The organism is Brevibacillus sp. NSP2.1, from assembly GCF_000470975.2.
Classification (GTDB): Bacteria; Bacillota; Bacilli; order Brevibacillales; family Brevibacillaceae; genus Brevibacillus; species Brevibacillus agri.
The window spans coordinates 1,772,765-1,799,628 of sequence record NZ_CP048274.1 but is presented as its reverse complement, the minus strand read 5'-3'; the positions used below and the strand labels follow the sequence as shown (position 1 = coordinate 1,799,628).

30 protein-coding genes are annotated in these 26,864 nt (G+C 55.5%); 7 read left to right on the top strand and 23 right to left on the bottom strand.

Annotated features, from left to right (window positions below; genetic code table 11):
- The first annotated feature begins 45 nt into the window (after positions 1-45).
- Positions 46-834, top strand: coding sequence for a GDSL-type esterase/lipase family protein (locus M655_RS08885; RefSeq protein WP_005828940.1), 789 nt, complete (start codon positions 46-48; stop codon positions 832-834).
- On the opposite strand, the gene M655_RS08880 is transcribed toward M655_RS08885, so the two are convergent.
- The 9 genes from M655_RS08880 to M655_RS08840 all read right to left on the bottom strand — a co-directional run bounded on the left by M655_RS08880 (position 826) and on the right by M655_RS08840 (position 9,781).
- Entirely contained in the window at positions 826-2,061 is a 1,236-nt protein-coding gene (locus M655_RS08880; protein WP_026557504.1) for an MDR family MFS transporter, read from the bottom strand. The genes M655_RS08885 and M655_RS08880 overlap by 9 nt on opposite strands.
- Positions 2,062-2,290: 229 nt before the next feature.
- Positions 2,291-3,139, bottom strand: a complete 849-nt coding sequence (locus M655_RS08875) for a YtnP family quorum-quenching lactonase (RefSeq protein WP_005828944.1) — start codon at positions 3,137-3,139, stop codon at positions 2,291-2,293.
- 68 nt (positions 3,140-3,207) lie between these two features.
- Positions 3,208-3,504 (bottom strand): hypothetical protein, encoded by a 297-nt coding sequence (locus M655_RS08870; protein ID WP_005828946.1) that lies wholly within the window; start codon positions 3,502-3,504, stop codon positions 3,208-3,210.
- Positions 3,505-3,668: 164 nt separating this feature from the next.
- Entirely contained in the window at positions 3,669-5,711 is a 2,043-nt protein-coding gene (locus tag M655_RS08865) for an oxidoreductase (protein ID WP_373926042.1), read from the bottom strand.
- 164 nt (positions 5,712-5,875) lie between these two features.
- A complete protein-coding gene (locus tag M655_RS08860; protein ID WP_005828949.1) occupies positions 5,876-6,343 on the bottom strand; it encodes a hypothetical protein in 468 nt (155 codons plus the stop codon).
- Positions 6,344-6,429: 86 nt separating this feature from the next.
- Entirely contained in the window at positions 6,430-6,741 is a 312-nt protein-coding gene (locus tag M655_RS08855; RefSeq protein WP_005828950.1) for a hypothetical protein, read from the bottom strand.
- A 204-nt stretch (positions 6,742-6,945) separates the two neighbouring features.
- Entirely contained in the window at positions 6,946-8,418 is a 1,473-nt protein-coding gene (locus tag M655_RS08850) for an LCP family protein (RefSeq protein WP_005828952.1), read from the bottom strand.
- Between the two features lie 217 nt (positions 8,419-8,635).
- Positions 8,636-8,773 (bottom strand): hypothetical protein, encoded by a 138-nt coding sequence (locus M655_RS08845; RefSeq protein WP_005828954.1) that lies wholly within the window; start codon positions 8,771-8,773, stop codon positions 8,636-8,638.
- A 54-nt stretch (positions 8,774-8,827) separates the two neighbouring features.
- On the bottom strand, positions 8,828-9,781 hold the full coding sequence (locus M655_RS08840; protein WP_026557506.1) for a carbohydrate kinase family protein: 954 nt from the start codon (positions 9,779-9,781) through the stop codon (positions 8,828-8,830).
- A 261-nt stretch (positions 9,782-10,042) separates the two neighbouring features.
- Between M655_RS08840 and M655_RS08835 the strand changes: the two genes are divergently transcribed.
- Complete coding sequence (locus tag M655_RS08835) at positions 10,043-11,260, top strand: MFS transporter (RefSeq protein WP_005828957.1); 1,218 nt, start codon at positions 10,043-10,045, stop codon at positions 11,258-11,260.
- 83 nt (positions 11,261-11,343) lie between these two features.
- On the opposite strand, the gene M655_RS08830 is transcribed toward M655_RS08835, so the two are convergent.
- From M655_RS08830 to M655_RS08800, 7 genes are all read right to left on the bottom strand, one after another.
- Complete coding sequence (locus tag M655_RS08830) at positions 11,344-13,413, bottom strand: YecA family protein (RefSeq protein ID WP_026557507.1); 2,070 nt, start codon at positions 13,411-13,413, stop codon at positions 11,344-11,346.
- An 81-nt stretch (positions 13,414-13,494) separates the two neighbouring features.
- Complete coding sequence (locus M655_RS08825) at positions 13,495-13,767, bottom strand: hypothetical protein (protein WP_005828962.1); 273 nt, start codon at positions 13,765-13,767, stop codon at positions 13,495-13,497.
- A complete protein-coding gene (locus M655_RS08820; RefSeq protein WP_007784604.1) occupies positions 13,764-14,756 on the bottom strand; it encodes a hypothetical protein in 993 nt (330 codons plus the stop codon). Before M655_RS08820 ends, M655_RS08825 begins: the two co-directional genes overlap by 4 nt.
- Positions 14,757-14,957: 201 nt before the next feature.
- Positions 14,958-16,514 (bottom strand): YcdB/YcdC domain-containing protein, encoded by a 1,557-nt coding sequence (locus tag M655_RS08815; RefSeq protein WP_025848960.1) that lies wholly within the window; start codon positions 16,512-16,514, stop codon positions 14,958-14,960.
- 191 nt (positions 16,515-16,705) lie between these two features.
- Positions 16,706-17,656 carry a 3'-5' exoribonuclease YhaM family protein gene (locus tag M655_RS08810; protein WP_007784610.1) on the bottom strand — a complete coding sequence of 317 codons (951 nt, stop codon included), beginning with the start codon at positions 17,654-17,656 and terminating at the stop codon, positions 16,706-16,708.
- A gap of 16 nt (positions 17,657-17,672) precedes the next feature.
- Positions 17,673-18,203 (bottom strand): YkvA family protein, encoded by a 531-nt coding sequence (locus M655_RS08805; RefSeq protein ID WP_005828969.1) that lies wholly within the window; start codon positions 18,201-18,203, stop codon positions 17,673-17,675.
- Complete coding sequence (locus tag M655_RS08800; RefSeq protein ID WP_005828971.1) at positions 18,200-18,826, bottom strand: DedA family protein; 627 nt, start codon at positions 18,824-18,826, stop codon at positions 18,200-18,202. The genes M655_RS08805 and M655_RS08800 overlap by 4 nt, the downstream gene beginning before the upstream one ends.
- Positions 18,827-19,014: 188 nt before the next feature.
- Here M655_RS08800 and M655_RS08795 point away from each other — a divergent pair, with 188 nt between their 5' ends.
- Positions 19,015-19,503, top strand: coding sequence for a DUF2062 domain-containing protein (locus M655_RS08795; RefSeq protein WP_005828972.1), 489 nt, complete (start codon positions 19,015-19,017; stop codon positions 19,501-19,503).
- Positions 19,504-19,585: 82 nt separating this feature from the next.
- Here the strand turns inward: M655_RS08795 and M655_RS08790 are convergent, their stop codons facing one another.
- The 3 genes from M655_RS08790 to nadE form a co-directional block, all read right to left on the bottom strand.
- Positions 19,586-19,807, bottom strand: a complete 222-nt coding sequence (locus tag M655_RS08790; RefSeq protein WP_007784614.1) for a hypothetical protein — start codon at positions 19,805-19,807, stop codon at positions 19,586-19,588.
- A gap of 66 nt (positions 19,808-19,873) precedes the next feature.
- Entirely contained in the window at positions 19,874-20,695 is an 822-nt protein-coding gene (locus M655_RS08785) for an MBL fold metallo-hydrolase (RefSeq protein WP_026557508.1), read from the bottom strand.
- 1 nt (position 20,696) lies between these two features.
- Positions 20,697-21,449 carry an NAD(+) synthase gene (nadE, locus tag M655_RS08780; RefSeq protein ID WP_007784620.1) on the bottom strand — a complete coding sequence of 251 codons (753 nt, stop codon included), beginning with the start codon at positions 21,447-21,449 and terminating at the stop codon, positions 20,697-20,699.
- A 134-nt stretch (positions 21,450-21,583) separates the two neighbouring features.
- Here nadE and map point away from each other — a divergent pair, with 134 nt between their 5' ends.
- Positions 21,584-22,330, top strand: coding sequence for a type I methionyl aminopeptidase (gene map / locus M655_RS08775; protein ID WP_005828979.1), 747 nt, complete (start codon positions 21,584-21,586; stop codon positions 22,328-22,330).
- A 218-nt stretch (positions 22,331-22,548) separates the two neighbouring features.
- Here the strand turns inward: map and M655_RS08770 are convergent, their stop codons facing one another.
- Entirely contained in the window at positions 22,549-22,773 is a 225-nt protein-coding gene (locus tag M655_RS08770; protein WP_238504162.1) for a hypothetical protein, read from the bottom strand.
- A gap of 353 nt (positions 22,774-23,126) precedes the next feature.
- Here M655_RS08770 and M655_RS08765 point away from each other — a divergent pair, with 353 nt between their 5' ends.
- A complete protein-coding gene (locus tag M655_RS08765; protein ID WP_026557509.1) occupies positions 23,127-24,137 on the top strand; it encodes an LLM class flavin-dependent oxidoreductase in 1,011 nt (336 codons plus the stop codon).
- Position 24,138: 1 nt separating this feature from the next.
- Complete coding sequence (locus M655_RS08760) at positions 24,139-24,774, top strand: TetR/AcrR family transcriptional regulator (RefSeq protein ID WP_007784624.1); 636 nt, start codon at positions 24,139-24,141, stop codon at positions 24,772-24,774.
- 242 nt (positions 24,775-25,016) lie between these two features.
- Here M655_RS08760 and M655_RS08755 read toward each other — a convergent pair whose 3' ends face one another.
- Positions 25,017-25,190 carry a hypothetical protein gene (locus M655_RS08755; RefSeq protein WP_005835464.1) on the bottom strand — a complete coding sequence of 58 codons (174 nt, stop codon included), beginning with the start codon at positions 25,188-25,190 and terminating at the stop codon, positions 25,017-25,019.
- A gap of 198 nt (positions 25,191-25,388) precedes the next feature.
- Positions 25,389-25,736 carry a PspC domain-containing protein gene (locus M655_RS08750; protein WP_007784626.1) on the bottom strand — a complete coding sequence of 116 codons (348 nt, stop codon included), beginning with the start codon at positions 25,734-25,736 and terminating at the stop codon, positions 25,389-25,391.
- A 178-nt stretch (positions 25,737-25,914) separates the two neighbouring features.
- Here M655_RS08750 and M655_RS08745 point away from each other — a divergent pair, with 178 nt between their 5' ends.
- Positions 25,915-26,157, top strand: a complete 243-nt coding sequence (locus M655_RS08745; RefSeq protein WP_005835460.1) for a hypothetical protein — start codon at positions 25,915-25,917, stop codon at positions 26,155-26,157.
- A gap of 77 nt (positions 26,158-26,234) precedes the next feature.
- Here the strand turns inward: M655_RS08745 and M655_RS08740 are convergent, their stop codons facing one another.
- Entirely contained in the window at positions 26,235-26,861 is a 627-nt protein-coding gene (locus tag M655_RS08740; RefSeq protein WP_007784630.1) for a flavin reductase family protein, read from the bottom strand.
- Positions 26,862-26,864 lie beyond the last annotated feature (3 nt).

Here is a 26,864-nt window from a genome sequence, read left to right as displayed (position 1 = left end):
ATTATACCATGTCTACCCACTTCCCATCGAATAGGAGGATAGCCGATGCGCACATCCGGCAAACTTCTCTGGCGCACTACAGGGTTGTTGTCGCTTCTGTCCTTTTTATTGTTTGCCGCAGGCTTTGTCCTGGCGATGAACCCGCAGCAGTTGGCCCCGACCACGGGAGCGCCACCTGTGGAAACCGAGGAACCGCCTGCCCCTTTGCCAAAAGAAGGCGTCCACAAAGTCGTCGCGCTCGGAGACTCGCTCACCCGCGGCGCTGGCGATGCGAACGGCCAAGGCTATGTCGGGCTCGTCCGGCAAGCGCTGGAAAAAAAGGCGGGCCACCCGATTACGTTTACGAATCTCGCCATTAACGGGCAAGAGTCGTCCGACCTGCTCAAGCAAATGTCCGAAGCGCAAGTCAAAACGCTGCTCGCCGAGGCCGATCTGATCCTTTTCACCATCGGCGGCAACGACTTGTTCAGGCAAACGGGCGGGCTCTACACGATCGACAAAGAAAAAGTGGCCGCAGCCACGGACAGGCTTGCGACCAACTACGAGGAAATCATCCGGCAAATTCGCCAGTTGAACAGCAAAGCGACGATTGTTTACACGTCGTTGTACAACCCTTTTGGCAATACGGAAGCGGCTGTCGATACGGTGCAGCCCGTTCTGGACTGGAACAGCACGGCCTCCGCGATTGCCTCCCGCTATCCGCAGGTGTTCGTCGTACCGACGTATGACATGTTCCTGCGCAAAGAGCAGGCGTATTTGTACACCGATCATTTTCACCCGAATGCAGAGGGCTATGCCCGCATCGCGGAGCGCATTTTGCAGGCGCTAGAGTGATTCTGCCCTGCTCTGATTGAGCGACTTGCCGTGGGTAGCGAAGTACACCCGTTGGCCCGCCCACTGGAATGCGCTGCTCACCATGGAAAACGCCGCTACGGTCAAGAACAGTGTCGTGCCGCCGTAAAGCCCGAGCAGCAGGCCGCCCATCCACGGGCCGATGAACTGTCCGAGGTTGCTGAAGCTTTTCGCGCCGTAATAGCTGCCGCGCATTCCTTCCGGGGCCATGCGGTCAATCAGGACGTCACCTGCGGTAAAGGTCAAGATTTCCCCAAACGTAAACAGCACCATCCCGATAATAAAGACGATCCAGGAGTTGGCGTAGGCAAAGCCGACGTCGCCCAGCGCATACATGACGTTTCCCACCACAATGGCGGTGAGAGGCGTCTTTTTTTCGGCCCATCGGGTCAGCGGCATCTGCATGAGCACGACCACGACAGCGTTGACGCTCATCAGGAGGGCAAACAGTTCTGCGCCGGACGCAACGGTCATTTCCGTGAACTTGGCGAGGGTAGACGACATCTGCGAATAGCCGATCGCGCCCAGCACGCCTGCGACCATGTAATAGCGAAACGCCTTGTCGTGCACGATCACGCTGAAGGCCCGCCCAAAGGTGACCGTCTCTTTCTTTTGCCCTTCAATTTGTTTGATCCCGAACTTGTTCAACAGCCCTTGCAAGCTGATGACGTACACGAGGTAAATGAGCGCGGTAATCAGAAACGGCAGGGCGACGGACGTCTTCGCCAGCACGGCGCCTGCGATCGGGCCAACTGCGACCCCGACGTTGATCGCGGTGTAGCGCAGGCCGAATACCCGGAAGCGTTTCTCAGGCGGCGTCACGTCTGCCATCAGCGCCTGCGACACCGGCTCGTAAAACGAACGACAGAGCCCGCCTGCCATGTTGAGCAAAAGCAAAATCAGCGGGTTTTTGCTGAGCGCAAACCCGACGAATACGAGCGTCCAGACGTACAGCGCCCCCAGCATGACCCGTCTGCGGCCGATCCGGTCGGACAGCGTCCCGGCAATGAAGCCGCCAATCGTTCCGGCGAGCGGCCCGGCCCCGATGGTCAGGCCGATCATTGCCAGGTCCATATCGGTTTGGTTGGATAAGTATAAAAACAAAAACGGCATGCTCATCGAGCTGGCAGCCCTGACGAACACGGTCCCGACGACCAGCGACCAGACGATCGGGTGGTACTCTTGCATACGTGATTTGATCCAGCTCATTGTCTCTCTCCCCGCAACTGTTCTGCTTCGTCCTGCCTACCAGAACAGATGCTCTGTGATGTTCCTATTGTAGTGAGCCGTCTATCGTTCGTCAATGAGCATTCGAAATTTTTGGATTATGAAAAATTTCTATGAGGCTTATCGAAATTTCGATAGCTTGAAAAATGTTTGGCGTGGCTGGAGTATCTTTTTCCCGCCTGCAAGCAAAAAAACCGGGAGCATCCCGGTTTTACTCTACAATCTTTCTATAATCAATAAGTTCTCCCTTGTCGTTCCACTTCACGGCCCGGTAGACATTATCGTGGTAAAAGGTGAACCACGCCTCTTGGCGGATGCCGCCGTGAATCCATTCTTCCTTGGCGAAGATCGAGGTCATCGGGTAGTCGTCGTAAGCCATGACCCACAGCGGATTTTGGTGGGCGTGCGTCGGCATGATATCGGCGAGGTGCAACAACAGGTGGCCTTGGCTTTCCATGCGGACGATGGCATGTCCCTGGCTGTGGCCGCCTGTGTGGTGCAGGGTAATGCCGGGAACGACCTCGAAAGTGGCGCCGTACGTCTGCACCTGCGACTCGATGGGACGCCAGTTGTCCTCCCAGTATGTATTGCGCGAACGGATGTTGGGCTCTCGCATCTCGGCCCACTCCTGCTCCTGCACGTAGATCACTGCGTTCGGAAACGTGGAAAAAAGCTGGCCGTCCCGCACCGAGACGAGGCCATTCGCATGATCGTAGTGCATGTGCGTCATGATGACGATGTCGATGTCAGCAGGCGTCAAGCCTTTTGCCGCCAGCCCTTCCTGGACTTGCGATTCTTCCACCAGCCCAAAGTTGCGCTTCTGCTTCTCCGTCAGTCGGTCTTTGCCGATACCGGACTCGATCAGGATGCGTTTTCCGAAAGCTTGTACCAAAATCGGGTCCGCTCGCAGCGGAATCTGGTTCAAATCGTTCGGAGGGTAGCGTTTGCTCCAGAGCGGCTTGGGAACCACCCCAAACATCGCGCCTCCATCGAGCTGTGTCAGACCGCCTTTGAGCCATGCCAATTGCAGCTCGCCTACTTGCCATTCGTTACCTGCCAATTCATCCAGCCTCCTCGCCTGCATTTTCTGTAAAGAAAAAAAGCGAAAAGCACCCCGCCAAGGGTGCCTTACTGCTTCTCTGCCACACTCACGGTTCTGGTCGCAGGGGCGATTTCCAGCAGGAGCTCGCTCGATACGGCCTGAACGGTAACATCCGAGTCGGAACGTCTATGATGAAGCACGAGTTGAGCAACCTTTTCATTTTCGCGGTACATACTGATTAATGTCTGAAGTGGGTTTGCACTACCACCTGCAATCATCTTAAACCCCGGGGCAATCGTAAACGTCCATCCCTCCACCTCTACTACCTGCGCAGTGGAGTACAGGAAGTAACGCTTTCCTAAAAGAATGCTATTGTGGTTCATCAAGGCGAAAGCCCCCAATCACATGAATTTAAACAGTATGCCTTCATTGTGCAAGAATTTAAGTATGTTGAAAAGCGATTCGACAAAAGTTCCGAAAAGACGACATCTTTTTCTCATCATACACGATCCAGCCTATTTTCGGAATAGAAAATCTTTTGCGAACATCAAATCGCTCTGCCAACCTGTGCCCCTTCCAGGATCGCCCGCTTGGCGTCCAGCTCTCCCGCCTCTTTTGCCCCGCCGATCAGATGAACCGGGAGGCGGTTCGTCAGTGCGTGATACAGCGATTGGTTCGGCGTAGCGCCAGCCGCGATAATCACCGTATCGGCAGGCACGAGCTGCTCTTCGTCGTTTACGCTGATGTACACCCCTTCCGGAGCGATTCGCTTGTACTCGATCTGGGTCAGCATCTCCACGCCTCTTTGCTTTAATTGCGCCAATGTCGCCCAGCGGGTCGTTTTGCCCAAGCCGCTGCCGACATGCTTGCCTCTGCGCAGCATGAACACTTTTCGCTTGCTCGCTTGCAACCTGTGAATCGTCTGTTCGTCCACGATCCGGTAGGAGAGCAAATACTCCGCCGTTTGCGCGGAAATGACTTCATTGTGGACGAGCAAATGCGACAAGTCACAGGCGATCCCCCCTGCTCCCACAATCGCCACCTTGTTTCCGACCTTCGCCTTTTGCTCGAACACTTCGTTGTACATGACGACATGCCCAAGCTCCCGGCCAGGAATCTCCGGCACACGCGGGACGACTCCCGTGGCGATGACAACTTCCGCAAAGCCTTCCGCCACCAGCGCATCCGCCTCTGCTTCCGTCCCCAGCCTGATCTCTACGCCCAGCCGCGCAAGCTGCGTGCGATAGTAGCGCAGCGTTTCGTTGAATTCCGCTTTGCCCGGCACTTGCCGCGCGTAGTTGAGCTGGCCGCCAATCCGCGTTTGTTTTTCGAACAGGACGACCTCGTGCCCGCGCTCTGCCAGCACGCGCGCCGCCTCCAAGCCCGCGGGACCCGCGCCCACGACCGCCACCTTTTTCCGAACTCCCGCCGGAACAATCGCCCATTCCGCCTCTCTGCCGACCTGCGGATTGACCAGACAGGAAGCCACTTTGCCGTCAAAAATATGGTCGAGGCAAGCCTGGTTGCAGGCAATGCACGTGTTGACCTCGTCATACCGTCCTTCCACGCTCTTCGCCACGATTTGCGGGTCTGCCAAAAAAGGCCGGGCCATGGAGACGAGATCGCAATGCCCTTCCCGCAAAATTTCTTCGGCATGGCGCACATCGTTAATCCGGTTGCTGGCGATCACCGGGATGCTGACAGCCTGCTTGACCTGCCGGGCGACCCACACGTACGCTCCGCGCGGGACCATCATCGAAATCGTCGGTACTTTCGACTCGTGCCAGCCGATTCCGATGTTGAGCGCATTCACGCCTGCGTCCTCCAGCATGCGGGCGAATTGCAACGTCTCCTCCATGCTCGTGCTGTCCGGAATCAGATCGAGCCCGGACATCCGAAACACGACAGGAAAATCAGGCCCAACCGCCTCGCGCACCCGCTTCGCCACTTCGATGCCAAACCGCGCCCGGCGCAAAAAGTCTCCCCCCCAGTCATCCTTGCGATGGTTGGTGACTGGAGAGAGGAACTGGTTGATGAGATAGCCTTCCGAGCCCATGATCTCCACCGCGTCAAATCCGGCCTTTTGCGCGCGGACCGCTCCGGCGGCAAAGGCAGCAATCGTCAGTTCGATCTCCGACGCATCCAGCTCCCGCGGCTTCCAGCGATTGATCGGGGCTTGCAACGGCGACGGCGCTACCGGATCAAGCCCGGTTGCCTCCTTGTACGCATAGCGGCCTGCGTGAAAAAGCTGCAAGGCAATTTTGCCGTTGGCCTGGTGAACTTTTTCCGTAATCACCCTCAGTTGCTCGATGTGCTCATCCAAGTACACGTTGCAGTACACTTCGCCCATGCCGCCCTCTGGCAGCACAGCAGCGCCTCCCGTCACGATCAGCCCGGCTCCCCCTCTGGCCCGCTCCGCGTAAAACTCGGCGAGCCGTGCCACACCGTCCGGCAGTCGTTCAAAACCGACGTGCATCGACCCCATGATGATTCGGTTCGGCAGTGTCATCGCCCCAATTTGGACAGGTTCCTGTACGTTTGCAAGCTTCAAAATATGCCCCTCCCTCAATACGAATGAATACTCATTCATTTTCTATTGTATTCGATTCTGCACACCAGCTCGCAAATCCTGCCCGTTCTGCTGGCAAAACCAAACAAAACTCACCGTGCGGGGGAAGAACATCCAAAAAGGCCCAGGAGCACTTCTCCTGAGCCTGTGTGTCGCAGCCTGTGTGTCGCAGCCTGCCTGTCTGCCTACCCGAGCTTGACCAACTCGCCCAAATCTGCCGCGAACCTTTCCAATGTCTCGTTCAAGTCCGCTTCTTCCGCTGCGCTCTGCGGCGTCTGGACGACAAAGTGATAGTCCACCTGCACGCTCGTCTCGGCGAGCTTGCCTGGCTCTATGTAACGGCGCTTTTCCGACAGCGAGCACTCCGCCACCCGGCTTCTGGCCTGCGCCCACAACGCCTGGATCTGTTCTGCCGCCAGCTCGTACGGATACGCGATCTCGACCTCTACCTCGCAGCTTTTTTCATCTTCCAGCAAAAACAGATGAATGGTAGCTACAGGCTGTTCTTCTTCAAAGGTGCCCGCGAAGGAAATCATCACTTCACGCATTTCCTCGTCTTCGAGCAAAGAGCGGTCCGAGCGCAAGACGATATCCGTAATCATTCCTCGCGCAGACAGCAGTTGATTTAGTTTTTCGACCAATAATTGCAGCACGTAAATGGTTCCTCCTGTTAGTTGCGTTATTCCTTATCCAGCTAGAAGTATAGCACGATTGCCCCGGACACGAAAAACCCCTTCACTCAGGAAGGGGTCGGTGTATTGTTCATATTTTTTTGGTTCATAAATTCAGAGAGCCACGCGCGTCTTACTTCCTTGTTCGGGCAATAGCCTAAAATGTAGCTTTCCCCGCGCATATATTTTTCCTTAATCCACTCTTTGTGCTTGCGGAAAAAGGCGTGTTGGAAATCGATCGGCATCTGCTGATATTCTTCCAGCGCTGAGGGGTTCTGGAGGAAAAAATCTTCGTCGTACACAAGCTCTTCATTTTGTTGGCGGCTGATGAGGTACACAAAGGCAATCACCAGAAACAGGTTCACCAAGAAAATCGTCATCCAAATCCCTCCAGTCAGGTCCTTAATTATCTGATTAATCTGTCTTATCAGCATATTATTATTGTACCACGAAATTGGTGTTTTCTAAACCTTTCGTTTCATTTTTCGTAAAAAAAAATCTATTGAAAATAGAAATGCTTGGCTATGTCGAAAAAAAAGCACCCGCTCTTCCGAAAGAAAGAAGCGAGTGCCTGTTTGGCGTACTTATGATTTGCTTGTCGGGCTGCCTTGCGTCGCTCCGCTGTCCTGCCCGGTGACAGGAGGGGAAACGATGTCTGGCGGCGGCGCCGGTGTTCCGGTATTGCCTGCTGGTGCGGAAGGCGGCTGGGTCGCATTCCTATTCGAAGCTGGCGTCTGCGCGTCAGGCACAGTGGTCTGGCCTTGAGGCTGCTCGGGACTGACTACATCCGGGGGAGGAGCGGCGCCCTCTTCCGCAAGCTCCTGTCCTTCCGCTACTTCGATCGGCTCCGTCTGCTTTTTCGGCTCCTCTGTCGCTTTCGGCTTGGAAGTCGCCGGAGCCGCTGATTCTGTCGTTCTATTTTTGGTCGACTTGCTGCTGCTGGAGGCAACCGATGATTCACCCGCTCCGAGGATCGGGGAGTTGTTCAACTGTGCGACTACTTTGCCGGACAGGCCCATCTCCGCCTGCAAGGAGCTGCGGATCAGCTCCAGCTTTTCTTTTTCCAGGAACGTATATCCGCCCTGCCAGTACGCTCCGTTGTCGAGCGTGGTCAAGGTAGAAGCGTTGAAGCCTTTGAAATCATAGGCCAACCCTTTGATCTGCTCTTTGGACAGGTCGGTATGGATGTGCTTCGCGCCTACTTCCATGATGTTAAAAATTTTGGTCAAGCCGTCCAGGGAACCGACTTTGTCGACAACGGCGCGGATCACTTCCTGCTGGCGGCGGTTGCGATCGAAGTCGCTAGAGTAGTATTTCGTTCCGCGATTGTCGTGGCGGTGGCGCACGTAGCCAAGTGCCTGCTCGCCGTTCAGCGTCTGGAGTCCCGGATTCAGATTGATGTGCGTGTCGTCGGTCGGATCGTCGTACACGAGCTTGCGGTCGACGTTGACCTCGACTCCGCCCAGCTCGTCGATTACCGCCTTGAAGCCGTCAAAGTCGACAGCGACGTAATGCTCAATCGGAATCCCCAAAATTTCGTTCAACGTTTTCTTCGTCAAGGAAATGCCGTCTTCGGTCGGCGTCTGGTTGTTGCGCTCTGCCTGTCTCCGCTCTGCCTCGCCGTTGGCGTAAACCGAGTTGATCTTGTGGTAGTCGCGATATCCCGGAATTTTCACCCGTGTATCGCGCGGGATGGATACCATCGTCACTTTTTTCGTCTGTGGATTGGCGACCGCGACGATCATGACGTCCGTGTTCATCGAGCCTGTCTCGGGACGCGAGTCGGAGCCGAGCAAGATGAAGGACATCGGCTTGTCGGCGTGGTAAACCGGGTCCGCATTTTTCGAAGCTTCCGAAGCAAAACCATTTTCTACCGGCTTTGTTACTACATCCAGAGTGTCTTCAATTTTCCAATAAATTGCTCCGGCAACTCCGCCTACCAACAACAGGACCGTCAATGTGAAAATCATCAGGAACCTGCGCAGCTTGCGGCTGCGGGTCGGCTGTTTTTTCTTGCGTGGAGCAGAAGCGCGTGTTTTTACAACAGTTTCTGGCATATGTATCAATCTCCTTGTTCGCGCACGCTTTTTGACAAAAGAAAAGGGAGGCACAATTGTGAACAGTGCCACTCAACCAGATGCACTAATATTTTCTTCTGTTGGTAATCATCTGATTCAGATATTGTATCACAGGATTGTCTTCATTTGTAGAAAAATGTTCCTTACAAGAGAAACTCCCCCACCGTTTTTGTCGATGGGGGAGGCTTTTTGTTTGTTATTGCAAGCCTTTTGGCGCCTGGCTAAAACCTTGTACGGGACCCTCCGGCTGCTTTTGCTTGGAGCGGTGAGAATCGCCGCCTTGGCGCACGTGACTTTCCTGCTTGCCGTTTACGTCGTTCGATTTCTTTTCCATGTACACTCCTCCTCGCTGCTGATACGCAAGTAGTGTACGTCATCTTATGTATTCTCATTCCCGCTCGAAAATCTGCATTTCTTTTCCGGCAAAAAACTCTTTTCGCTGCAAAAGCGCGCGCAGGTCGTAATCGCCCGTTTTGTGCTGGCTCAACTCGGCGAGCGCCATTCCGTAAGCCGCTTGCTCTCGGAGCAGGGGCGTCATCCGCTGCGCGTAAATAATCCCCGCGGCAAATGCATCACACGCCGCTTCGCAGATCGGCGTAGGAGGAGCCGTTACCCAGATGGACTCTTCCTGGCGGCACAGATACAGGCCAGCCTCGCCGCAGTTCACCATAAGCTGATGGAGTCCCTGCTCGAGCAGCCGCTTTGCACACGCTTCCACGTCGCTAAAGGAGTGGAGCGATTGGCCGCACAGCACCTCGACCTCGTCAATGCTCGCGATCAGCACGCGGACTCCCGGCAAAAACGGCCGCCATTTTTCCGCCTTTTTCACAGAGACGGGATCGACCACCACGATTTTTCCCAATCGGTTTGCTTCGTCTACAAAAACGCGCATGACAGCAACAGGCAGGTTCGCATCCATAAACAGCCCCGCTGCATGCGGCAGGCGCTCCAGGGCATGCTGAACCAGCTCGTCTGTCCACGCTTCATTGACTTCCATATCGGCCACGGCTGTGTACAGCTCGCCATCGAGGTCGCGAATCGCCAAATACCGTCCTGTCGATTTGCCGGCGATTCGCACCATTCCATGCGTCGCTACTCCGCTTTTGGCCGTCACTTGTCTCAACCATTCTCCGTCAGCGTCTTCCCCTACGAGAGCGAAGAGCTGCACTTCTTCCCCCAACCACCCCAGATTTTCCGCCACATTTCGAGCTACTCCGCCTGCCACTTGCTGAACATGCCCTGGATTGCTCGTCCCAGGCAGCAATCTGGCAGAAGTGACTCCTTGCACGTCCACGTTGGCTCCACCCACGCATAGCCAGTATTCGGTCATCCCTTTCAGCACTTTGGCACTCCTCCCAGCCTTTTGCTCATGGTCTAGTCCATCTTCTTTCCCATCTTTTTCGACAACGCTCTGGCATTTACCTACCGGGTTGAAAACTTCCTCGCCAGAAAGCCGTTATGTCTTGCCGCCATATGCCGTCCAGACAGTAATGACGCCTCCCTCTATTCCGTGCTACAGTGAGAAAAAGTGCGTGGGCGAACAGAGGGTACATGGGTAATTGCGCTGTTTTTTTACACTACAACTAAATGGAGATGAACTGACATGAGTGCCACATCTACGCCGCTCCAGGCATCCGGCGGGGGGAAAGCGGCACCTACCGTCTACCGCATGCTGTTTGCCATCAGCCTCGTTCATTTGCTGAACGACAGCCTGCAAGCGGTCATTCCCGCCCTGCTTCCGATCGTGGAAAAAAATCTTGCGTTGACCTTCACGCAGGTAGGGGTCATCCTGTTGGTCATGAACTTGACTTCCTCCGTCCTGCAGCCGGTAGTCGGCTACTATTCCGATCGCAAATCGCAACCGTTTTTGCCGCCGCTCGCCTTGCTCGTCTCGGGGATCGGGATGCTCGCGCTCGCGTTTGCGGGCAGTTACTACCTCGTGCTCGTCGCCGTTGCCTGCGTCGGAATCGGCTCGGCCGTCTTCCACCCGGAGGCGTCCCGCTTCGCCCATCAGGCGTCTGGCCCTCGCCGCGGCCTGGGGCAATCGATCTTCCAGGTAGGGGGAAACGCCGGGCAAGCGCTGGCACCGCTGATGACCATTCTCGTGTTCGCCAATCTCGGCCAGCCTGGCGCAGCCTGGTTTTTGCTGCCAGCCGTATTGGCAAGCTGCGTCCTGCTCTACGTGGCGCTCTGGTATCGCGGCCAGCAACGAATGAAGAAAACGGCTGCCGCCGTCGTCGCGTACACGAATCGCAAGCAGCGGCTGATCGCCCTCTGGCTGCTGATTCTGATCGTCAGCGTCCGCTCGTGGATGAACGCAGGCTATCAGAGCTTTTACCAGTTTTACTTGATGTACATCAAGCACATGGACTATTCCAGCGCCCAACTCGTCGTGTTCGGCTTCCTGTTCGCCGGAGCCGTCGGGACCTTCTTCGGCGGCCCGCTCTCGGATCGGTTCGGAAAACGCAATCTGCTGATTCTCTCGACGCTCGGATCGCTGCCGTTCACCTTGTTGACACCATACGTCTCCGGGTTCTGGGCCTTTCCGCTCTTGGTCGTAAGCGGCTTTATCATGCTTTCCAGCTTTTCGGTCACAGTCGTCTACGCCCAGGAGCTTCTGCCGGGCAAAATCGGCACCGTATCCGGCCTGATTATCGGCCTGGCATTCGGGATGGGCGGCATGGGCGCGCTCGTGTTCGGCTATTTGGCAGACATCTTCGGCCTTGGCTTCGTCATCACGCTCTGCTCCGCGTTGCCGTTGATCGGCTTCGTCGGACTTTTGCTGCCAAAAGACAAGACGCTGCGAGAATGGGCACGGTAAGCGTGTCCTGGCATCAGGAAGGAAAGAAAAAACCCGAGGAGCCTTTTCCTCGGGTTTTGTTTGTTTGTCGATCAAGCTGTTGGTTAGACCAACACGCCAGTCCGCACTCCCAGCAGTTGGGCAATGACGGGCGGGTACAGCTCAGGCGTGCCATACAGGCGCCAGAGGCCGTCCTCGCCTTTGCCGACCAGACCGGAGACGATCCAGTCAGATGTCAGCACGTCTTTCACATCTGCCGCTACAGCCAGCGTCATTTTCTCGCCGTCAGGGCGTTTGACTACCAAACCGTCGGCGTCGGCGCCAAGCACGACCAGCGCTTCTTCTGCGACATCCTTCGGCACAGTCGCCTGGCCGTACAGATTCTGGTTCGCTGCTTTTTCCAGCAGACCGCGCATGCGGTAGGCTTCCGGCAAGCTTTCTTTCAACTCGGCAAACAAGGACTGCATGTTCGCATGCAAGCTTGTCTTGCTGTGCTTGTCCAGCCATTTGAAGAAAGCGGTCATGACCGACAACAGGTTCGTTGCCAACGTCTTCGTCACGGCATCCGCGCGTGTGTAAATATCGTGCACGAGGAAGTAAGCCAGATCTTCCTTGCGCAGTTGTTCCCATGTAAACGAAGGACCGAACGCGCCTCTTACAAAAGAGCGGAAGTTGTTCATAACCTCGTCGTACTTTTTGACAGTTGCTTCCGACTTGCCGTCCGTCATCTCCTGAACGAAGCGGTTGATGTCGGCGAGCCTGTCCGGGTGGACCGTGTACACGCTCTCCGGCAAGCCTTCGATCAGCGGGCGGGTGAGCAGGTTGTTCACGTGCAGGCTGTCGTTTTGAAGCGACAGACGCGGGCGCAACATATCCATCCGAATGTAGCGCGCAAGGCCTTGTCCTACTTTATGGTCTTGCTCCAACTGCTCCAGCAGGCTCTCCAGCTTGGCGTGCAGCTCTTTGCTGTCGGTTGCCGCAACCAGGACAGGGGCCAGCTCTTCCAACGCTTCGTGTGGCGTCACCAGCCATTTTTCCGCAAAATACGTTTGCACGGCCCACTGCAAAACCTTCGGCGGCAGCGTAGGCTGGCTGGTAATAAACAAGGTGCCTTTGGACAGCTTGGAGCCGGTCGAGGTCAGGACGCGAATCTCTTCCTCCTGCTCGTAGGCAAGCAGCAACAGCAACTGCGCTACTTCCTCCAGATCCGGTGCGTATCCTTCCAGATACAGCTTGTCATCCTCAAGCAGCACCTCTGCCTGCACTTCATACAGCTCCAGGAGCGCATCCTTCAAAGCCGGGAACAGGTGCTCTTCCTTGCGCGTGGCATACACCCACACTTCTTTTGTACCGTCGGACTTTTTCAGTTCGAAAGCAGGGTTTGCCTCAATCGCCTTGAGCAGTTGCTCGCGATTTTGCAACGGATACGTGCGACGGAGCAAGGAGCTTTGGCCCGCTCCTGCCTGTCCGTTGTCCGTTCCGCCAAACTGGACAATAAAACGGTACAGCGCCGTGGTGTACACCCGTTTGCTCGTGTCGACCGCCGCTTCTTCGACTTCCGGATGCTCCTTCAGCCATTCCAGCAAGCTGTCCTTGACGTGCGGCTGCAAAATGATGCTGCCGGAAAACAGCATGTTGCGCAGCCCCAGGTTCAAGAGACGTCCCACGATGATTTGCCCAGGCATGACGCTCAGGCTGTTGGATCGCAGGATGTAATGCTTCTCCAGCGTGAGCGGCTGTTGAACGGTCATGACATCCCGCTCAACCTCCATGATTTCGTACACATTCAGATGCAAGTCGGCAAAAGCACGGCGAAGATCAGGCTCCATCCGGCGACCGTGCTGCTTGATGTAGTTCTCAAGCAACGTGCTTCCGCCTGTTCTTACATCCAGGACACACCAGTTGAAGAAATGCGCGGCCCACTCTGGACGCGTGACCTCTTCTTCGGTCAGGCCGACTTCTGCCGCAAACCGGCTGCGCGCTTCCTGAATCGTCTCGCTGGTCACATTGCCGCCAACGAAATGATTCAGGCGCTCCACCCAGCCCGCGTATTCCTTCTGCAATTTTTGCTCGTGACGGCTGCGCAGCTCCGCAATCGGAGTGACTACCCCACAGCATTTCTTGTATTTTTTTCCGCTCCCGCAAGGGCACAGTTCGTTTCTTCCTACTGACATAGAGGGTTTGGATCTCCTTTCCATCCCACGCGGCATGCGCGGGGAATCCTGCACAATCCCCCTATTTTACCGCATTTTCCATCATGTGTTCAAGTGTTCTCGTTTTGGTTCATGAGCGATTCCCACATCACTTTTGCCTTCCCATTGGCTGATAAACAGCTCCAGGCGGTTCATCAACCGGACGATGCGCTGCTTCTCGCTCATGCATGCAGAAATAGCAGAGAGCTGGTTGGCGGCAAAAAGTTCCACCACTTCCTGCTCCATGTCTTGAAGGCGAATCCGATAACTCGCGATGACGTCGCGCAGCAAATCAAATCGCTGTTCCAACCGGATCGTGGCCTCAAGCTTACTCATTGTTGCTCACTGGTCGCCAGTACTTGCTGAATGCCAAGCACGATCTGCTCATGCTTATGTTTCTCTTTCATCAGCACTTCTATAGCTTGCATATTGCTTTGTTGAAAATGGGCGACAACCTCCTGGGACATCTCCTGGTTGCGGCCTTCCAGGCGGCTGATCGCCTGCTGCAGCAATTGTTGTACTTCCTCCAGCACTCGCGTGTTCGTAGCGTTTGTCATGTTCGTTTCCTCCTTGGTAAAAATTGGTTCCTGCTGTTCGGTTGCCTGCTGCAAAAGATTCACTGATTCGGGGGCAACTTCCTCTGTTTCATTCTCGATGATGGCTATCGATTCAGAAGAGTCTGCCGCTGCGATTTCTTCCGCAGCCAGCTCCTCATCGGTCACATCACTGCGCGCAATGATATACAGCGTATCTCCCTCAATCCGGAAACGGTCGTCCAGCATGGGCAGAAAAGCAGCATCTGCCGCTATCCTCACTTCTTGCTCCAAAAAATGAACAAGCGAGCGGGCAGCTACTTGCGTGATACCATTGTCCCGGCAAAAATCGTACACCTGGTCATTCGCTTGTGTCCACTCTGCCAAAAACCATCTGTCGTCACCTTGGTACTGCACAAAGCGAGGGTCGCGTTCCAGTTGCAACATGCGAAGGATCTGGTTCCAGCCAAACTGCGTCTGACGGCGCAGCTCTGCGACGATCTGCTCCAGCTTTTTCGGCGCTTGCGTGTCGCGCAAAAAGCGATACGCCAGGTCGTACACCTGATGAGGCTGGTAGGTGATCTCCACAATCGCCTCCGAGCTGGCAACCCGCACTGGCGACTGCTCCATCTTCAACACTTTATCAAGTAGTGTCGAACTGTCCAGATCCATCAAAGCAGTCAGCTCATTCGCTTCCATCCGGGAACAAATCTCCGTACGTGGGAGGGAGCGCTCACCGGACCGGAATACCTTCTTGACAATACTTGGTAGGGTATAGGTTGGCCGTTTCATGCACTTTCTCCTTCTCGTGATCGGCATTTTTGCCAAATCAAATGGGAATCAAGAAGTTATTCTACAAAAAGAAAAAAAATCCTACCAGCCGTGAAGTGTTTGTCTATTTTGAAAAGAAAAGCTGCAAGCCCGGCCATTTGCGAAGGAATAAGCCATAGAAGAACCCGGCACGCTCTGTCGCGATGCCGGGCCACTGCCTGTCTAGTATGATGCTGTCCACTCGATCCAACTGTCCACGACTTCGCCTGTAGCCGCGTCCACCTGCATCGCTTCCGTATCGGCCGTTGGCAAATAGACGAGCTGCGGAGTGGTCGCAGTCTGTCCCCCCACCTTCGGGTAGTCGTACGCCAGGCGCAGGACCATGCTTTGCACAAAAGCTTGCTTCGCTTTTTCCTCGCCGATGACGCCCGACTGATCGATGGTCGCAGGCATGGCTGGGATTTCGTTCACCTTTGCTGCCACGACCGTTCCCTTTTTCGCGTCCACCTCGACCGTGAACAGCGGCGTTTTGGCCGGGATGTCATTGCTGTGCGGGAAGAAGGCGTAGCTGTAGATCGGCCGGACGAGATTTTGGTCTGCCCAGCCAGGCAAATTGTCAAGCTGGCGGGTTTTTCGCACCACGAAGGACTGTTCCTTGGTCAGCAAATGCTTCTCGGCAAATTCGAGCGCCAGCGCCTTCGCCTCTTCGGCTTGCAACGGCTTTTCCAGCTCTTTCTCTGCCGATCCGTCGAGCCTGAACTCGATGAGCGACTTCGTTTTGCGGTCGACCAGAACAGAGGCGCTCTGGTACATTCTCGCGTTCCACTCGTACAGATCGGTATCCCGCTTTTTCGCTTTCTCCGATGGCGCCTGGAACGTCAGCGTATTCACGCGCAGCTTGAACGTCGCCTCCAGCCACTGCTCCATTTTTTTGCGGTCGCCCCAGATGCTGTTGTCAGCCGAGCCTTTCAGCTTGAGAACCTCGCTCTCTTTGCTGTACACAGCAGGGACGACTTCTCCGGTCACGGCGTCAATTACCGGCAGCTCTGTCGGCTCGTACACCAGCTTGCCCGCGGCCGCGTCGTACACGAGTTGCATGCGAAGCTGGTTTTCCCACTCGCGTTTCGCCTTCTCCAGCGGAATCGCTTTTTTCGGGTCAGCCACCTCCGACGCCAGCGGCAGCTTGATTTTTTCCTGATGAAACTGGACAATTTGCCCGGACGCGTCTATGAACGCGCGGCCCATTTCTTTTTTCACCCAGACATCGTTGAGCAACGGGTAAAAAGACACGACGGCCAACTGGTCGAGCTGCGACCTCCGATCCGTCGAGAGCATCGGTTGGGCAGCGATGACGTGGCTGACAGGCACCTGCTCGCGGATAAAATCGCTCAGCTTTTGATAGCTTTGTTTTTTGTCCCATTTTTTCGACTTGTCCCGATCTGCGCCTTTCAGCTCCAGGGACGTAATGTTGCCGTCAGCATCGACGACCAGTTCCAAAGATACCCCTGCCGTAATGACGTTTTTCCTGTCGGACAGAGAAATGATCGTCTCGGATTTGCTGCCTGTGCCGATCGAATCGACATGCAGCTCCGACAGCGCTGGCACGTAATCGTCCCGCAGCTCGACCAATAGCTTGCGCATGTCGTCTGGCAACGGAATGATGTCGAGATCAGATTTGCCGTCGTAGGCGTAAACGTGAGCCGGCGCAAACGGAACTCCCGGCGCGGCCAGTACGCTGGCTGCCAGCAAAAGCACAGCCATTTTGCTCCTTTTTTTCACAGATTCTCCTCCTTTGCAAAGCCAATCATCTAGTAAGACGCCCTTGCAAGGAAAAGGTTTCAGAAAACTTGCGCCGCCAAAGCTCCCGGAAAAATCCCTGTCCGTCCGGCGGCAAGCAAAAAGGCCAACTGTCTGATTCGCGCAGTTGGCCTTTGTCCTCGTCTCGTTTCTCTAGCAAGGCTGCGGATACGTTAATAGCCCCGCCAAACTTTTCGTCTGAGCGCTCCGGCGTACGCCCATTCTTCGTCTTCGCTCATGTCGGCAAGCGTCTGTCCGAGCGCATTCATTTTACTGTCAATCTGGTCGAGGTAGTGGAACAGGACCGCAGTCGGCGTCTTGCCGGATACTGCGCTTCCCCAGCCGTTTTCCACTTCCCCGTGGTGGCTCAGGATGCAATGCTTGAGATGCAGCACTTCGGCATCCCCCAGCGGAATGTCGAGCTTGCGGCAAATGCCGCTCACCATCTCTACGCCCATAACCAGATGGCCGATCAGTTGGCCTGGCGTGGTGTAATCCGGGGCGATCGGGTCAGACAGCTCGTACAGCTTGCCGATATCGTGCAGGATGCAGGTCGCGTACAAGACGTCCCTGTCGACCTGCGGATAGAGCGGCAGCAAGCTTTGCGCCGCTGTCAGCAACGAGACGATATGCTCCAAAAGCCCGTGATAGTAGTTGTGGTGCATCCGCACCCCTGCCGGGTAATGGCGGAGCCGGTCCCTGATCTCCTCCGTGGCGAGCGCCTCCCGGATGATCGCCTTGAGCGTGTTGCTCTTCAAGCTGTCCACTGTCGCTTCCAGCTTCGCCCACAGCTCGTCCACCGGAACAGGCGACACAGGGATGAGCGACTCCATCGCGACTTCGTCTGATGCCGCTGCCGGGCGGATGCGCTGGATCACCAGTTGCTTTTTCCCCCGGTACAACTGGACGGTGGCATCAATTTTTACGACCGATTTGACGGCGATCCACTCTTTCATTTCCGGGCTGACGTCCCACAACTTCGCCATGATCGTCCCGGAGCGATCTCCCAGTTCCAGATTCAAATACTCGCTCTGGTTGCTTGCGACCCCGGCTTCCTTGTTCTTCACCAGGCAAAAAGCGACAACACGCTCTCCCTCTTGATAATCAAGCAAATATTTTGTCATCTGTGTCCCATCCTGTTTATTTTTTTCGGAACAAAGTTTCTTCCAGCTTTTTCACGATTTTTTTGCCGACGAGGTCATCCGCCGACTTCACGACCTTGGTAATGACGGCGAGCAAGTCATCTTTGCCGTTCCAATGCTCGCGAACGATTTTTTCGTCCACGTCCACCAAAATCCGGCGCAGGGCGTAGACGGCCAAAATGACGTCGTCCAGCAGGCCAAAGCCTCCCACAAGCGCCTCCGGAATAAAGTCGATCGGCGTAATGAAGTACGCAACAGCCACTCCGGCAACCGCCTTGGACTGGACGCCGACGCGCTTGTCGAGCAGCAGGCGGGCAAGCAGCACGAACAGGTCGGGCGCGAGCAAAATATAGCTGGCGACCGTGTCGTTTACGCCCTTGTCTTTAATAAATGCCTCGATCTTGGCTCGCAGTTTATCGTAAAAGCGCTGATGCACCTCCGGCAATTCGATCGGAACGAGCTGCTCCGGCTGGCGCACTGCCGGAAGCTGGCTTGCCTGCTGGTTTTCCTGCCGATTCTCTTCACTCATTGCATTCCCCTCCGTTTTTGCTTTTTCAAACTCGCCTGATGCCGAAAGTACGACCAGGCCGCAATGATTGCGAACACCGCGATAAAGAAGATCGCCAAATTGCGCGAGATGAGATTGAACAGCTCGTCCCAGCGCTCTCCCAACTGCCATCCCAAGGTGACGAACAGCAGGCTCCAAAACAGTCCGCCCGCATACGTGTACAGCAGGAAGGTCGGAAATGGCAGTCTTGTAATCCCTGCAAAGTAGGCAGTAAACTGGCGCACGCCCGGAATAAAGTAGCCGAGCGGCAGCGCCCATTTTCCTACGCGGTTGAACCATTCTTCCGTTTTTTTATAGACGGTGTAGCCCATTCCGAGCCGTTTTCCGTAGCGCTCCAGAAAAGGGAAGCCCAATGTCCGGCCGATCCAGTAAGCCGTCGTCATCGCCGTTACAGAGCCCAAGAAGCAGACCAGAAAAGTAGGCCAGTATGCGAGTTGGCCAGTCGAAACCAAAAACCCGGAGAAAACGAGCAAGGTCTCTTCCGGCAGCGGCATCCCCAAAATTCCCAGAAAAAACAAGCCAAACAGAGCTCCATAACCGTACTGCGCAATATAGTCGCCAAATGTTCCCATAACCTCTGTCATGAAAGTCCACCACTTTTCTTGCAGGTCTGCCCTCTCCATTATGCCAAAAGATAGTACCATTCACAAATGATACGCTTTTGTTGGCGGCGGGGACGGGGAAAGCTATGAATCTATAGAAAACTGGACATACTCTTGTTGATCCGACGAAAACGGCAGCACATGACCACACGACAAACGAGGGACAGCGGATGTGGACCAAACTGTATCGAAAACTGAAACTCGAATACTACAAGCTGATCCGCATGAAGGGTGCCCCGTCTTTTGTCGCCCGCGGCTTTTCGGTAGGAATTTTTGTGGAGTTTATCACCTTGCCTACCTTTGGCCTCGCCTTTTTGCTGCTCTTTCCGCTGGTCAGGCTGTTTCGCGCCAGCTTGCCGGCCGGCTTGATCGCGTTTGTCATCGGAAAGCTCGTCCTGCCGATCTTCATGGTCATCAACTACAATATTGGGTACGCTTTAGTCGGCAAACCGTTACAGCATCCCACAGGCCCGCATCAGGCCGCCTGGCGGGAGTGGCTCGTCTGGATGCAGGACAAGGGGCTGGCTTACTTCACGGGAAGCGCCGTAATGGGCCTCTTCGTCGCATTCGCCAGCTACTTTTTGGTGCACGGAGCTTTGCAGTTGTATCGCCGGAAAAAAGGGCGCCGCTCGCTGTCGCAAAGCCGCACGTCGCCTTGACGGCCACAGCGCTTCGCTTCGGACAAATAAAAAAGGCCGGTACCGACAAATGCTTGTCAGTCCGGTCTTTTTCCTGTGCAGCTTATGCGAAGTAGCCTTTATTCCGCAGTTGCTCAATGATTTCAGCAACAGTATAGCCTTGTGTCAAGAGCTCCATCGTAACTTCCACTTGTTCTGGGGACAGGCCGTTCGCTCCGAGGCTTTCCTTTACCAACACGTCGTTAGGACGGCGGAAATACGTTTGCAACGTACGCTTCACGCGGCCTTCCAGACTTGTTCGCAGCATCAATTCAGTCGTCGACATCTGTTCCACCTCTTTCCTCGAAAGTTTTGTGCGTAACCTCTATTATCGTACAAAACCACCCAATAATCAACCCGTAAGCGACTTGGCTTCCTTCATCAGTTGCACCCGGTTCTGCTCGTGGGCATCGCGCAAATGTTCGTTGATCGGCTGGCCGTCGTAACAAATTTGCCCAAAACACTCGGTCAAGGTCTGTTCGTCCAGTCCGGCTGCCACCCCTTCGAAGATGAGCGTTCGCGTATCGTGCAGATACTGCTGGTCGCGCCTGATCCGGTGCATGATTTCCTCGCGCCCTTTCGCCGGGACGCCGTGCCCCGGCACGACCTCCGCGATCTCGCCGTCCTCCACCAGCTTCTGGATCGCGGCCAGACTGGCTGCATAGTCGCTACTGTCCGCAATAAAAGGAAACTCGAGATTGGAGAGCATGTCGCCTGCCACGAGCAGCTTTTGCGCGCAAAAAAGCGTCGCCAACTGGTCTTGCTTATGCCCGGGCACGGGGAGAAATTTTACTTCCTCCCACGCTTCCGTCTGCTCGACCAGCTTGTCAAACAGAGGGGGAACCAGCTCGTACGGGCGATGCACATAGTACGAGCCGTCAAATCGGTTTGTTTTCCGCAGTTGTTTGGCAAGCCGCTCAGGCGACGCAATCTGTTTGTGCCCGATCAGCCTGGCGTCCGGGAAGCGAGGGTAGCCCGCGATGTGATCCCAGTCGCCGTGCGTCAGGACGAGAACGAGCTCCCGCCCGTCTCGCACGCTTTGCACGTAGTCGGCAATCGCCTCGATCTCGTGCGGAAAATAGGCCGGGTCAAACAGGTAGAGCCGATCGTCCGTCGAAACGACGGCGCTGGTCGTCTGCCACAGGCAACTGGTAAACAGCTTGTAGTCGGCCATATTAAATACCTGGCATCAGATTGCGCTTGTGCTCCGAGATGCGGTGCAGGTAGTCGATCCGTTCTTTTGCTTCCGGTCTGGTCTCGCCTGTAATCAGCAGGCGGTCGAGGTCCTCGTACGTAAAACCCATTTCCTGCTCATCTGTCTGGCCTTCCCACAGATCGGCAGAAGGTGCTTTGGTAATAATCGACTCCGGCACGCCAAGCTCGGCTGCGAGGATGCGCATTTCGTGCTTCGTCAGGCTTGCCACCGGGTTGAAGTCGGCCAGTCCGTCTCCGCCTTTGGTCATATAGCCGACGTGAATTTCGCTGCGGTTGCACGTATCCGCGACGAGGTAGCCTTTTTGATTGGCAATCGCGTACAGCACGGTCATGCGCAGACGGGCTTTCGTATTTCCTTTTGTCTTGTCGCCAAGCGCAAGCACGCCTTCAATGGCGGGCACGAGCGCATCGTAGGCAGGGCCTACATCGACGGTGTGCAGGTTGAGTCCGATCGCTTCCGCCAGGCGCTGCGAGTCTTCCGCATGGACGTTTTGCGAGTACGCGGGCAACCACACGCCAACGACGCGATCGCGGCCGAGAGCGCGTACACACAGCGCAGCCGTTACCGCGCTGTCGATACCGCCGGAAATGCCGACAACCACACCGCCGAGCCCGTTTCCGTCAATTTGCTCGCGAATAAACGCAATCCGTTTTTCGATATCGTCTTTTACATGAATCTGGTAGTTCGCCAGATACTCTTGAAACTTGTCCACGCTACCTACCCCCCGGTTGTTTCGTTCTTCCTCATCCTACCATGCGGTTTTGCCTGTGGCAATTAGCCCCAAACAGGTCTACACTATATACTGTAGAGAGCAAGAGAACTAACGCGAGGACAAGGAGAGAGTCGATGATTATCCTCAAGACACCCGAAGAAATCGAACTGATGCATGCCGCAGGCAAAATTTTGGCCGCCTGCCATCGCGAAATCGCGTCGATGATTCGTCCCGGGATCACGACCTGGGAAATTGATGAATTTGTAGAAGAATTTTTGGCCAGCCATGGCGCCACTCCTGAACAAAAAGGCTTTCACGGCTATCCATATGCCACCTGCGCGTCGGTGAACGACGTGATTTGCCACGGCTTCCCGAAAAAGGAGCCGCTGCGCGACGGAGATATCGTCACCATTGACATGGTCGTGCGCAAAAACGGCTGGCTGGCCGATTCCGCCTGGTCGTACGAGGTGGGCACCGTCTCCCCGGAAGCGAAAAAACTGCTTGAGGTCACGGAAAAGTCGCTGTACCTGGGGATTGAACAAGCTGTTGTCGGCAACCGGATCGGGGACATTTCCCACGCGATCCAAACGTACGCCCAGGCGCAAGGCTACTCGGTTGTCCGCGACTTCACGGGCCACGGGATCGGGCAGGAAATGCACGAGGAGCCGTTCGTTCCGCACTTCGGTCCTCCGGGCAGAGGCCAGCGCCTCAAGGAAGGCATGGTCATCACCATCGAGCCGATGCTCAATATCGGCACTTACCATGCGACCATCGACGAGGACGGTTGGACGGCGAGAACGCGCGACGGCAAGCTGTCGGCCCAGTACGAGCACACGATTGCGATTACTGCGGATGGGCCGCTTATTTTGACCAAGCAGTAGGCACCTGCAAAAATGTGCGGTTGCGCAGCTTGGCTTGCGCTTGAAAGGGGCTGTCTCAACAGTCGATTTTTCGACTTTGAGACGCCTCTTTTTGTATTTCGGAAACGTTGCTCCGTCATCGACCGATGATGAGGTGGACAAGACCGCCCGTTTTCCCAGACGATACGCGCGTGTAAAAGAAAAAAGCACCGCATGGGTGCCTTCACTCGTTATGTTCATTAGCCATTGCATTGAAAAATGATTAAATACTCATTGTTGTCTATTTTCACTTCTTGAGATACCTCCACTTCTGCGTATCCATCCTCTTGGAATGTTTGGATCATCTCTCTTAGCAAATCAGAAAATGGACCCGTTTTTCTGTTCATTTTCAAATCTACAAACAGTTGCGTCCGTTTCATTCCCTCACCTAATTCTTCACATATAGTGGAAATTGCGTTATTCATTACTACCCTATGGCCCCTTGCAGGAATGTCATTCTTCCTAATTTTACCACCAAACTCTTTGGCTTCGCCAGCAACGCTCCAAGTCTTCCTTATATGTTGAAAGACTTTAGACAGTTCCTTTTAGCTTTTTTTATATTCTTTTTAGATCAGCAAAAACTCAGAGTTCGTTTTATTTTACAAATAATGGAATATAGTACTAAAGAAAGGAATGGTTTAACGGCAAACTTTATAAAGGACGCAAAGTGCCGCCACAGCCGATTGAAACATTGACAGCCCCCTTCCCTCTTCGTAAGATGCAAGTACGTTTGTTACCGATCAGTAACAAAATTGACCCTCAGAGGAGGTTTCTTTTCATGACAAAAGCATTGCGCGACATCCCGCTGTCTGTTCTGGATCTCGCTCCTATCGTAGAAGGCAGTACGGCTGCCCAGTCGTTTCAAAACAGCCTGGACCTGGCGCAAAAGGTTGAAAAGTGGGGATTTCACCGCTACTGGCTCGCCGAGCACCACGCCATGCCCAGTGTCGCCAGCTCAGCCACTGCTGTGCTGATCGGCCACATCGCGGGCGGCACCTCGACGATGCGCGTCGGCTCCGGCGGGATTATGCTGCCCAATCACGCCCCGCTGATTATCGCTGAGCAGTTCGGCACGCTGGAGTCGCTCTATCCGGGACGTATTGACCTCGGATTGGGACGGGCTCCCGGCGCGGACCAGCGCACGGCCCGGGCATTGCGGCGCGACCTGCGGATCGGCGGAGACGATTTTCCCGAGCTGCTGGAAGAACTGCGCGAGTATTTGCGTCCGCGCACCAGCGACAATGCCGGCGCGCTGCGGGCTATTCCCGGCGAAGGCTTGAACATCCCGATCTGGCTGCTTGGCTCCAGCGATTTTTCGGCGCGTCTCGCAGGGCTGCTCGGACTGCCGTTCGCGTTTGCCGGTCATTTTTCGCCCAATTACACCTTGCCTGCGCTGCAAACGTACCGCCACAGCTTCCGTCCATCCGATGTGCTGTCCGAGCCGTATGCCATGGTGGGCGTCAACGTCATGGCGGCCGACACGGATGAGCTTGCCGAGCGGCTGGCGACCTCGCACTACCAGGCGTTCCTCAACCTCATCCGCGGCGATCTGAAACCGATCCAGCCGCCTGTAGACAATATGGATGAGCTGTGGAGCGAGTTTGAAAAAATGTCCGTGCAAGCCCAGCTTCGCTCCTCGATCATCGGCAGCCCGGACACCGTCAAGCAAAAGCTGCAGGAGCTACTGGAGGCGACCCAGGCGGATGAATTGATGATTACGACCCAAATGTACCGCCACGAGGATCGCGTGCGCTCCTTCGAGATCGTCGCAGACGTGTGGAAAGCGTAAAATGGGGTCTGATTCGCCGATGACGTCCACGAAGCGAGTCCGGGTCCCCCGCGAAAAAGCGCAGGAAATGATTTTGCAGGCGGCCGAGGAGCTTTTTTACCAGGAAGGCATCCACGCCGTCAGTGTCGACGCCATCGTGGAGCGGGCCGGAATGAACAAAATGAGCGTCTACCGCCAGTTTTCCTCGAAAACAGCGCTGATCCTCGCCTACATGCAAAAAAAGCAGGCGGCCTTCTGGCAAGAGTGGGAGGAAAGCATGGCGAAGCATCCGGAGCGGCCGCGGGAACAGCTCGTCCAATTTTTTGCCGATCTGGCGGCCCGCGCGTCCTCCAAACAGTTTCGCGGCTGCTGCTTCCTCAACGTCGCCGTAGAGTTTCCCGACCCTGCCCATCCTGTGCGCGAGCTGGTCTGCGCGCATCAAAAGCGGATTTCCGACGCCTTTTTGGAGCGCGCTGTCGCCCTCGGCGCAGCGAATCCGCGCGAGCTGGCCTACACGCTGATCTTGCTGATGGAAGGCACTTATGCGGACAGCCAGACGTACGGAACCGACAGCGCCGCGATTCAGTTGCTCCCCGGGATCGTCGAGAAACTGCTCGCTGCCGCTGTCTGCACGGACGCGGGTGCAGATGCGAATTAGCGAAACGCCAAAACGCCGTGATGCCGCCGTCCCGCTTTTGCGCGGCGGCGGCGGGCAGCTTTCGGGGGCAAAAAGGCTCGATTCCGTTGCCCGAGTCTCTCTTCCTTTTGCGCAGCAGCCTGTAGACAGGCAAGCTTTTGCTTTCCCCATCCGGGACCAATGTAAAAAGTGGCCGTCTGCCTTTTGCGCAGTCGCCACTTTTTGCTGTTTGGGGACCTTCTGTCGTTGTCAGCGATCGGTTATCACTGGCCGCTGGTTGCGTACTTTTCTTTGTTCGTCATCGCTTCCAATGCCTGGACATCTTTCTCAAGCTCTTGGATGTCTTCTTCAATCAGCTTTTTCAGGTGCTGCTTTTCCCGCAGCATTTTGCGGGTTTGCTCCAAACGCTGATTCAAATCGAACACGCCGAGATACACTGCTTCTCCCTCCCTATGTACATTCTCCCACCTTACAAGTTATGCCGAAAAGCGCAGAAGTTGCCGATTTCGTTCCGCTGATTTTTCGCCGCCGACAACGCCAGGAAGGGCTTCTTGTGTCGGCAAAAAAGAGACGTGCCTTGTCGGCATAGGAAAAAGGCCCCCCGCACGCGGCAGGAAGCCTCTCCCCTCGACTTTTTACAAGCCTTTGTACTTGCTCAGTTCTTCCCGCAGGCGATAAACTTCCTGCACCAGCGCCCGCTTTTCCAGGCGATCGATTTCCGAATCGAGGTCGTTCATGCGCGCACGTCCTGCCATCGGAGCATCGTACATGCCGAACCCGTCACCCGCGTAAGCCCAGTGCGGTTCTTTTGGCATAATCATCGCCAAAAGGATGTAGAGCAAAATCGGGATTCCCGTGCAAACGGTCAAAATGACGACCCCTACGCGCACGAGCGTCGAGTCCACGCGCAAAAACTGGGCGATCCCTCCACAAACCCCAAACAATCGTTTATCTTGCGAAGAGCGATATAGACGTCTTTCCATCGTACCATTCCTTCCTCTCTGCAGTGTCCGCTTGCCTTCTATGTCTTTAAGGATACCCGAGAGCGCCCAGCGGCAAAATGGCCCGCAGAGGGATTTGTCCTCCGTCCCTGGACGGATATGCGCTTCGCCCGTATGAAATCGGGACAGAAAAGTCACGCTACATACGAGGTGATCGACTATGCCGCTACTTGTGCTCCTGTTGCTGGTCCTGTTCACAGGCGGATGCTCCCCGGCTGGCTGGCAGGACCGCTCCTACATTCAAAGCGATCGCGAGCTGTACTACCAGCAAAGCGTGGTTCATCCGCTCGGGCTGGAGCCGAACGCCACCCCTTACGGCACGCCTGCCAATGCCGGGACCGCCTCCGACTACAACAGTTGGATCAGGCCGGACGCCATTTCCCGCTATCCCGGCCTGAACTAGCGATCGCGAGCGGACACGAGAAAAACCGTTCCAGCCGCACACCGGAACGGTTTTTCTCTGTTTGCACAACATCTGCGCTATTTGGACCCGGCGGAAGGATCGTAGACAGGACGCGGACGGTCAAACAAATCGCCCAGCGTCGCATACGAATGCCCCGCCAGCCTGCTCACAGGCGCAAAGGCGTGCGGGTCAATCCTGCCCGCGTGATACAGCTCGTCGGCAGCATGCACATGCACGACCTCACCGATGATGAGATCGGAGGTGGTGGGGGTGCCAAGCTCGACAATCTGATGCAGCCTGCATTCAAAATGAATGCGCGACGAAAGCAGCCTTGGAACCTTGACCGCCGCAGACGGGCCAACCTCCAGCCCGAGCGCGTCTACCTCGCTTACGTCTGGCGGATAGTCTGCCGAGGTCTGGTTGACCGCATCGACATTGTGGATGTCCACCATATTGACGACAAATTCGCCTGTCTGCAAAATATTTCGCGCCGTATCTTTTCTGACGCTGCCCGGCTTGCGCATGACGGCGACAGAAACCATCATCGGCTCGATGCTCGCGACATTGAAGTAGCTGAAGGGAGCGGCATTGACGACTCCCTTGTCATCGTGCGAAGTTACCCATGCGATCGGCCGCGGAATGATGCAGCCGATCAACAGCTTGTATTTGTCCTGTCGCTCCAGTTCGCGAATCGCGATTTCCATTCC

Excerpts from the sequence above, each read along its gene's own strand:
- M655_RS08850 (WP_005828952.1), bottom strand. The coding sequence starts at position 8,418 with ATGCCAGAAACTGTTGTAAAAACACGCGCTTCTGCTCCACGCAAGAAA.
- M655_RS08835 (WP_005828957.1), top strand. The coding sequence starts at position 10,043 with ATGAGTGCCACATCTACGCCGCTCCAGGCATCCGGCGGGGGGAAAGCG.
- M655_RS08770 (WP_238504162.1), bottom strand. The coding sequence starts at position 22,773 with ATGAATAACGCAATTTCCACTATATGTGAAGAATTAGGTGAGGGAATG.
- M655_RS08820 (WP_007784604.1), bottom strand. The coding sequence starts at position 14,756 with ATGAAACGGCCAACCTATACCCTACCAAGTATTGTCAAGAAGGTATTC.
- M655_RS08790 (WP_007784614.1), bottom strand. The coding sequence starts at position 19,807 with ATGTCGACGACTGAATTGATGCTGCGAACAAGTCTGGAAGGCCGCGTG.
- M655_RS08745 (WP_005835460.1), top strand. The coding sequence starts at position 25,915 with ATGCCGCTACTTGTGCTCCTGTTGCTGGTCCTGTTCACAGGCGGATGC.
- M655_RS08765 (WP_026557509.1), top strand. The coding sequence starts at position 23,127 with ATGACAAAAGCATTGCGCGACATCCCGCTGTCTGTTCTGGATCTCGCT.
- M655_RS08760 (WP_007784624.1), top strand. The coding sequence starts at position 24,139 with ATGGGGTCTGATTCGCCGATGACGTCCACGAAGCGAGTCCGGGTCCCC.
- M655_RS08810 (WP_007784610.1), bottom strand. The coding sequence starts at position 17,656 with ATGACAAAATATTTGCTTGATTATCAAGAGGGAGAGCGTGTTGTCGCT.
- M655_RS08795 (WP_005828972.1), top strand. The coding sequence starts at position 19,015 with ATGTGGACCAAACTGTATCGAAAACTGAAACTCGAATACTACAAGCTG.
- M655_RS08830 (WP_026557507.1), bottom strand. The coding sequence starts at position 13,413 with ATGTCAGTAGGAAGAAACGAACTGTGCCCTTGCGGGAGCGGAAAAAAA.
- M655_RS08880 (WP_026557504.1), bottom strand. The coding sequence starts at position 2,061 with ATGAGCTGGATCAAATCACGTATGCAAGAGTACCACCCGATCGTCTGG.
- M655_RS08885 (WP_005828940.1), top strand. The coding sequence starts at position 46 with ATGCGCACATCCGGCAAACTTCTCTGGCGCACTACAGGGTTGTTGTCG.
- M655_RS08855 (WP_005828950.1), bottom strand. The coding sequence starts at position 6,741 with ATGACGATTTTCTTGGTGAACCTGTTTCTGGTGATTGCCTTTGTGTAC.
- M655_RS08805 (WP_005828969.1), bottom strand. The coding sequence starts at position 18,203 with ATGAGTGAAGAGAATCGGCAGGAAAACCAGCAGGCAAGCCAGCTTCCG.
- M655_RS08845 (WP_005828954.1), bottom strand. The coding sequence starts at position 8,773 with ATGGAAAAGAAATCGAACGACGTAAACGGCAAGCAGGAAAGTCACGTG.
- M655_RS08825 (WP_005828962.1), bottom strand. The coding sequence starts at position 13,767 with ATGAGTAAGCTTGAGGCCACGATCCGGTTGGAACAGCGATTTGATTTG.
- M655_RS08865 (WP_373926042.1), bottom strand. The coding sequence starts at position 5,711 with ATGAATGAGTATTCATTCGTATTGAGGGAGGGGCATATTTTGAAGCTT.
- M655_RS08800 (WP_005828971.1), bottom strand. The coding sequence starts at position 18,826 with ATGACAGAGGTTATGGGAACATTTGGCGACTATATTGCGCAGTACGGT.
- M655_RS08740 (WP_007784630.1), bottom strand. The coding sequence starts at position 26,861 with ATGGAAATCGCGATTCGCGAACTGGAGCGACAGGACAAATACAAGCTG.
- M655_RS08785 (WP_026557508.1), bottom strand. The coding sequence starts at position 20,695 with ATGGCCGACTACAAGCTGTTTACCAGTTGCCTGTGGCAGACGACCAGC.
- M655_RS08750 (WP_007784626.1), bottom strand. The coding sequence starts at position 25,736 with ATGGAAAGACGTCTATATCGCTCTTCGCAAGATAAACGATTGTTTGGG.
- M655_RS08870 (WP_005828946.1), bottom strand. The coding sequence starts at position 3,504 with ATGAACCACAATAGCATTCTTTTAGGAAAGCGTTACTTCCTGTACTCC.
- map (WP_005828979.1), top strand. The coding sequence starts at position 21,584 with ATGATTATCCTCAAGACACCCGAAGAAATCGAACTGATGCATGCCGCA.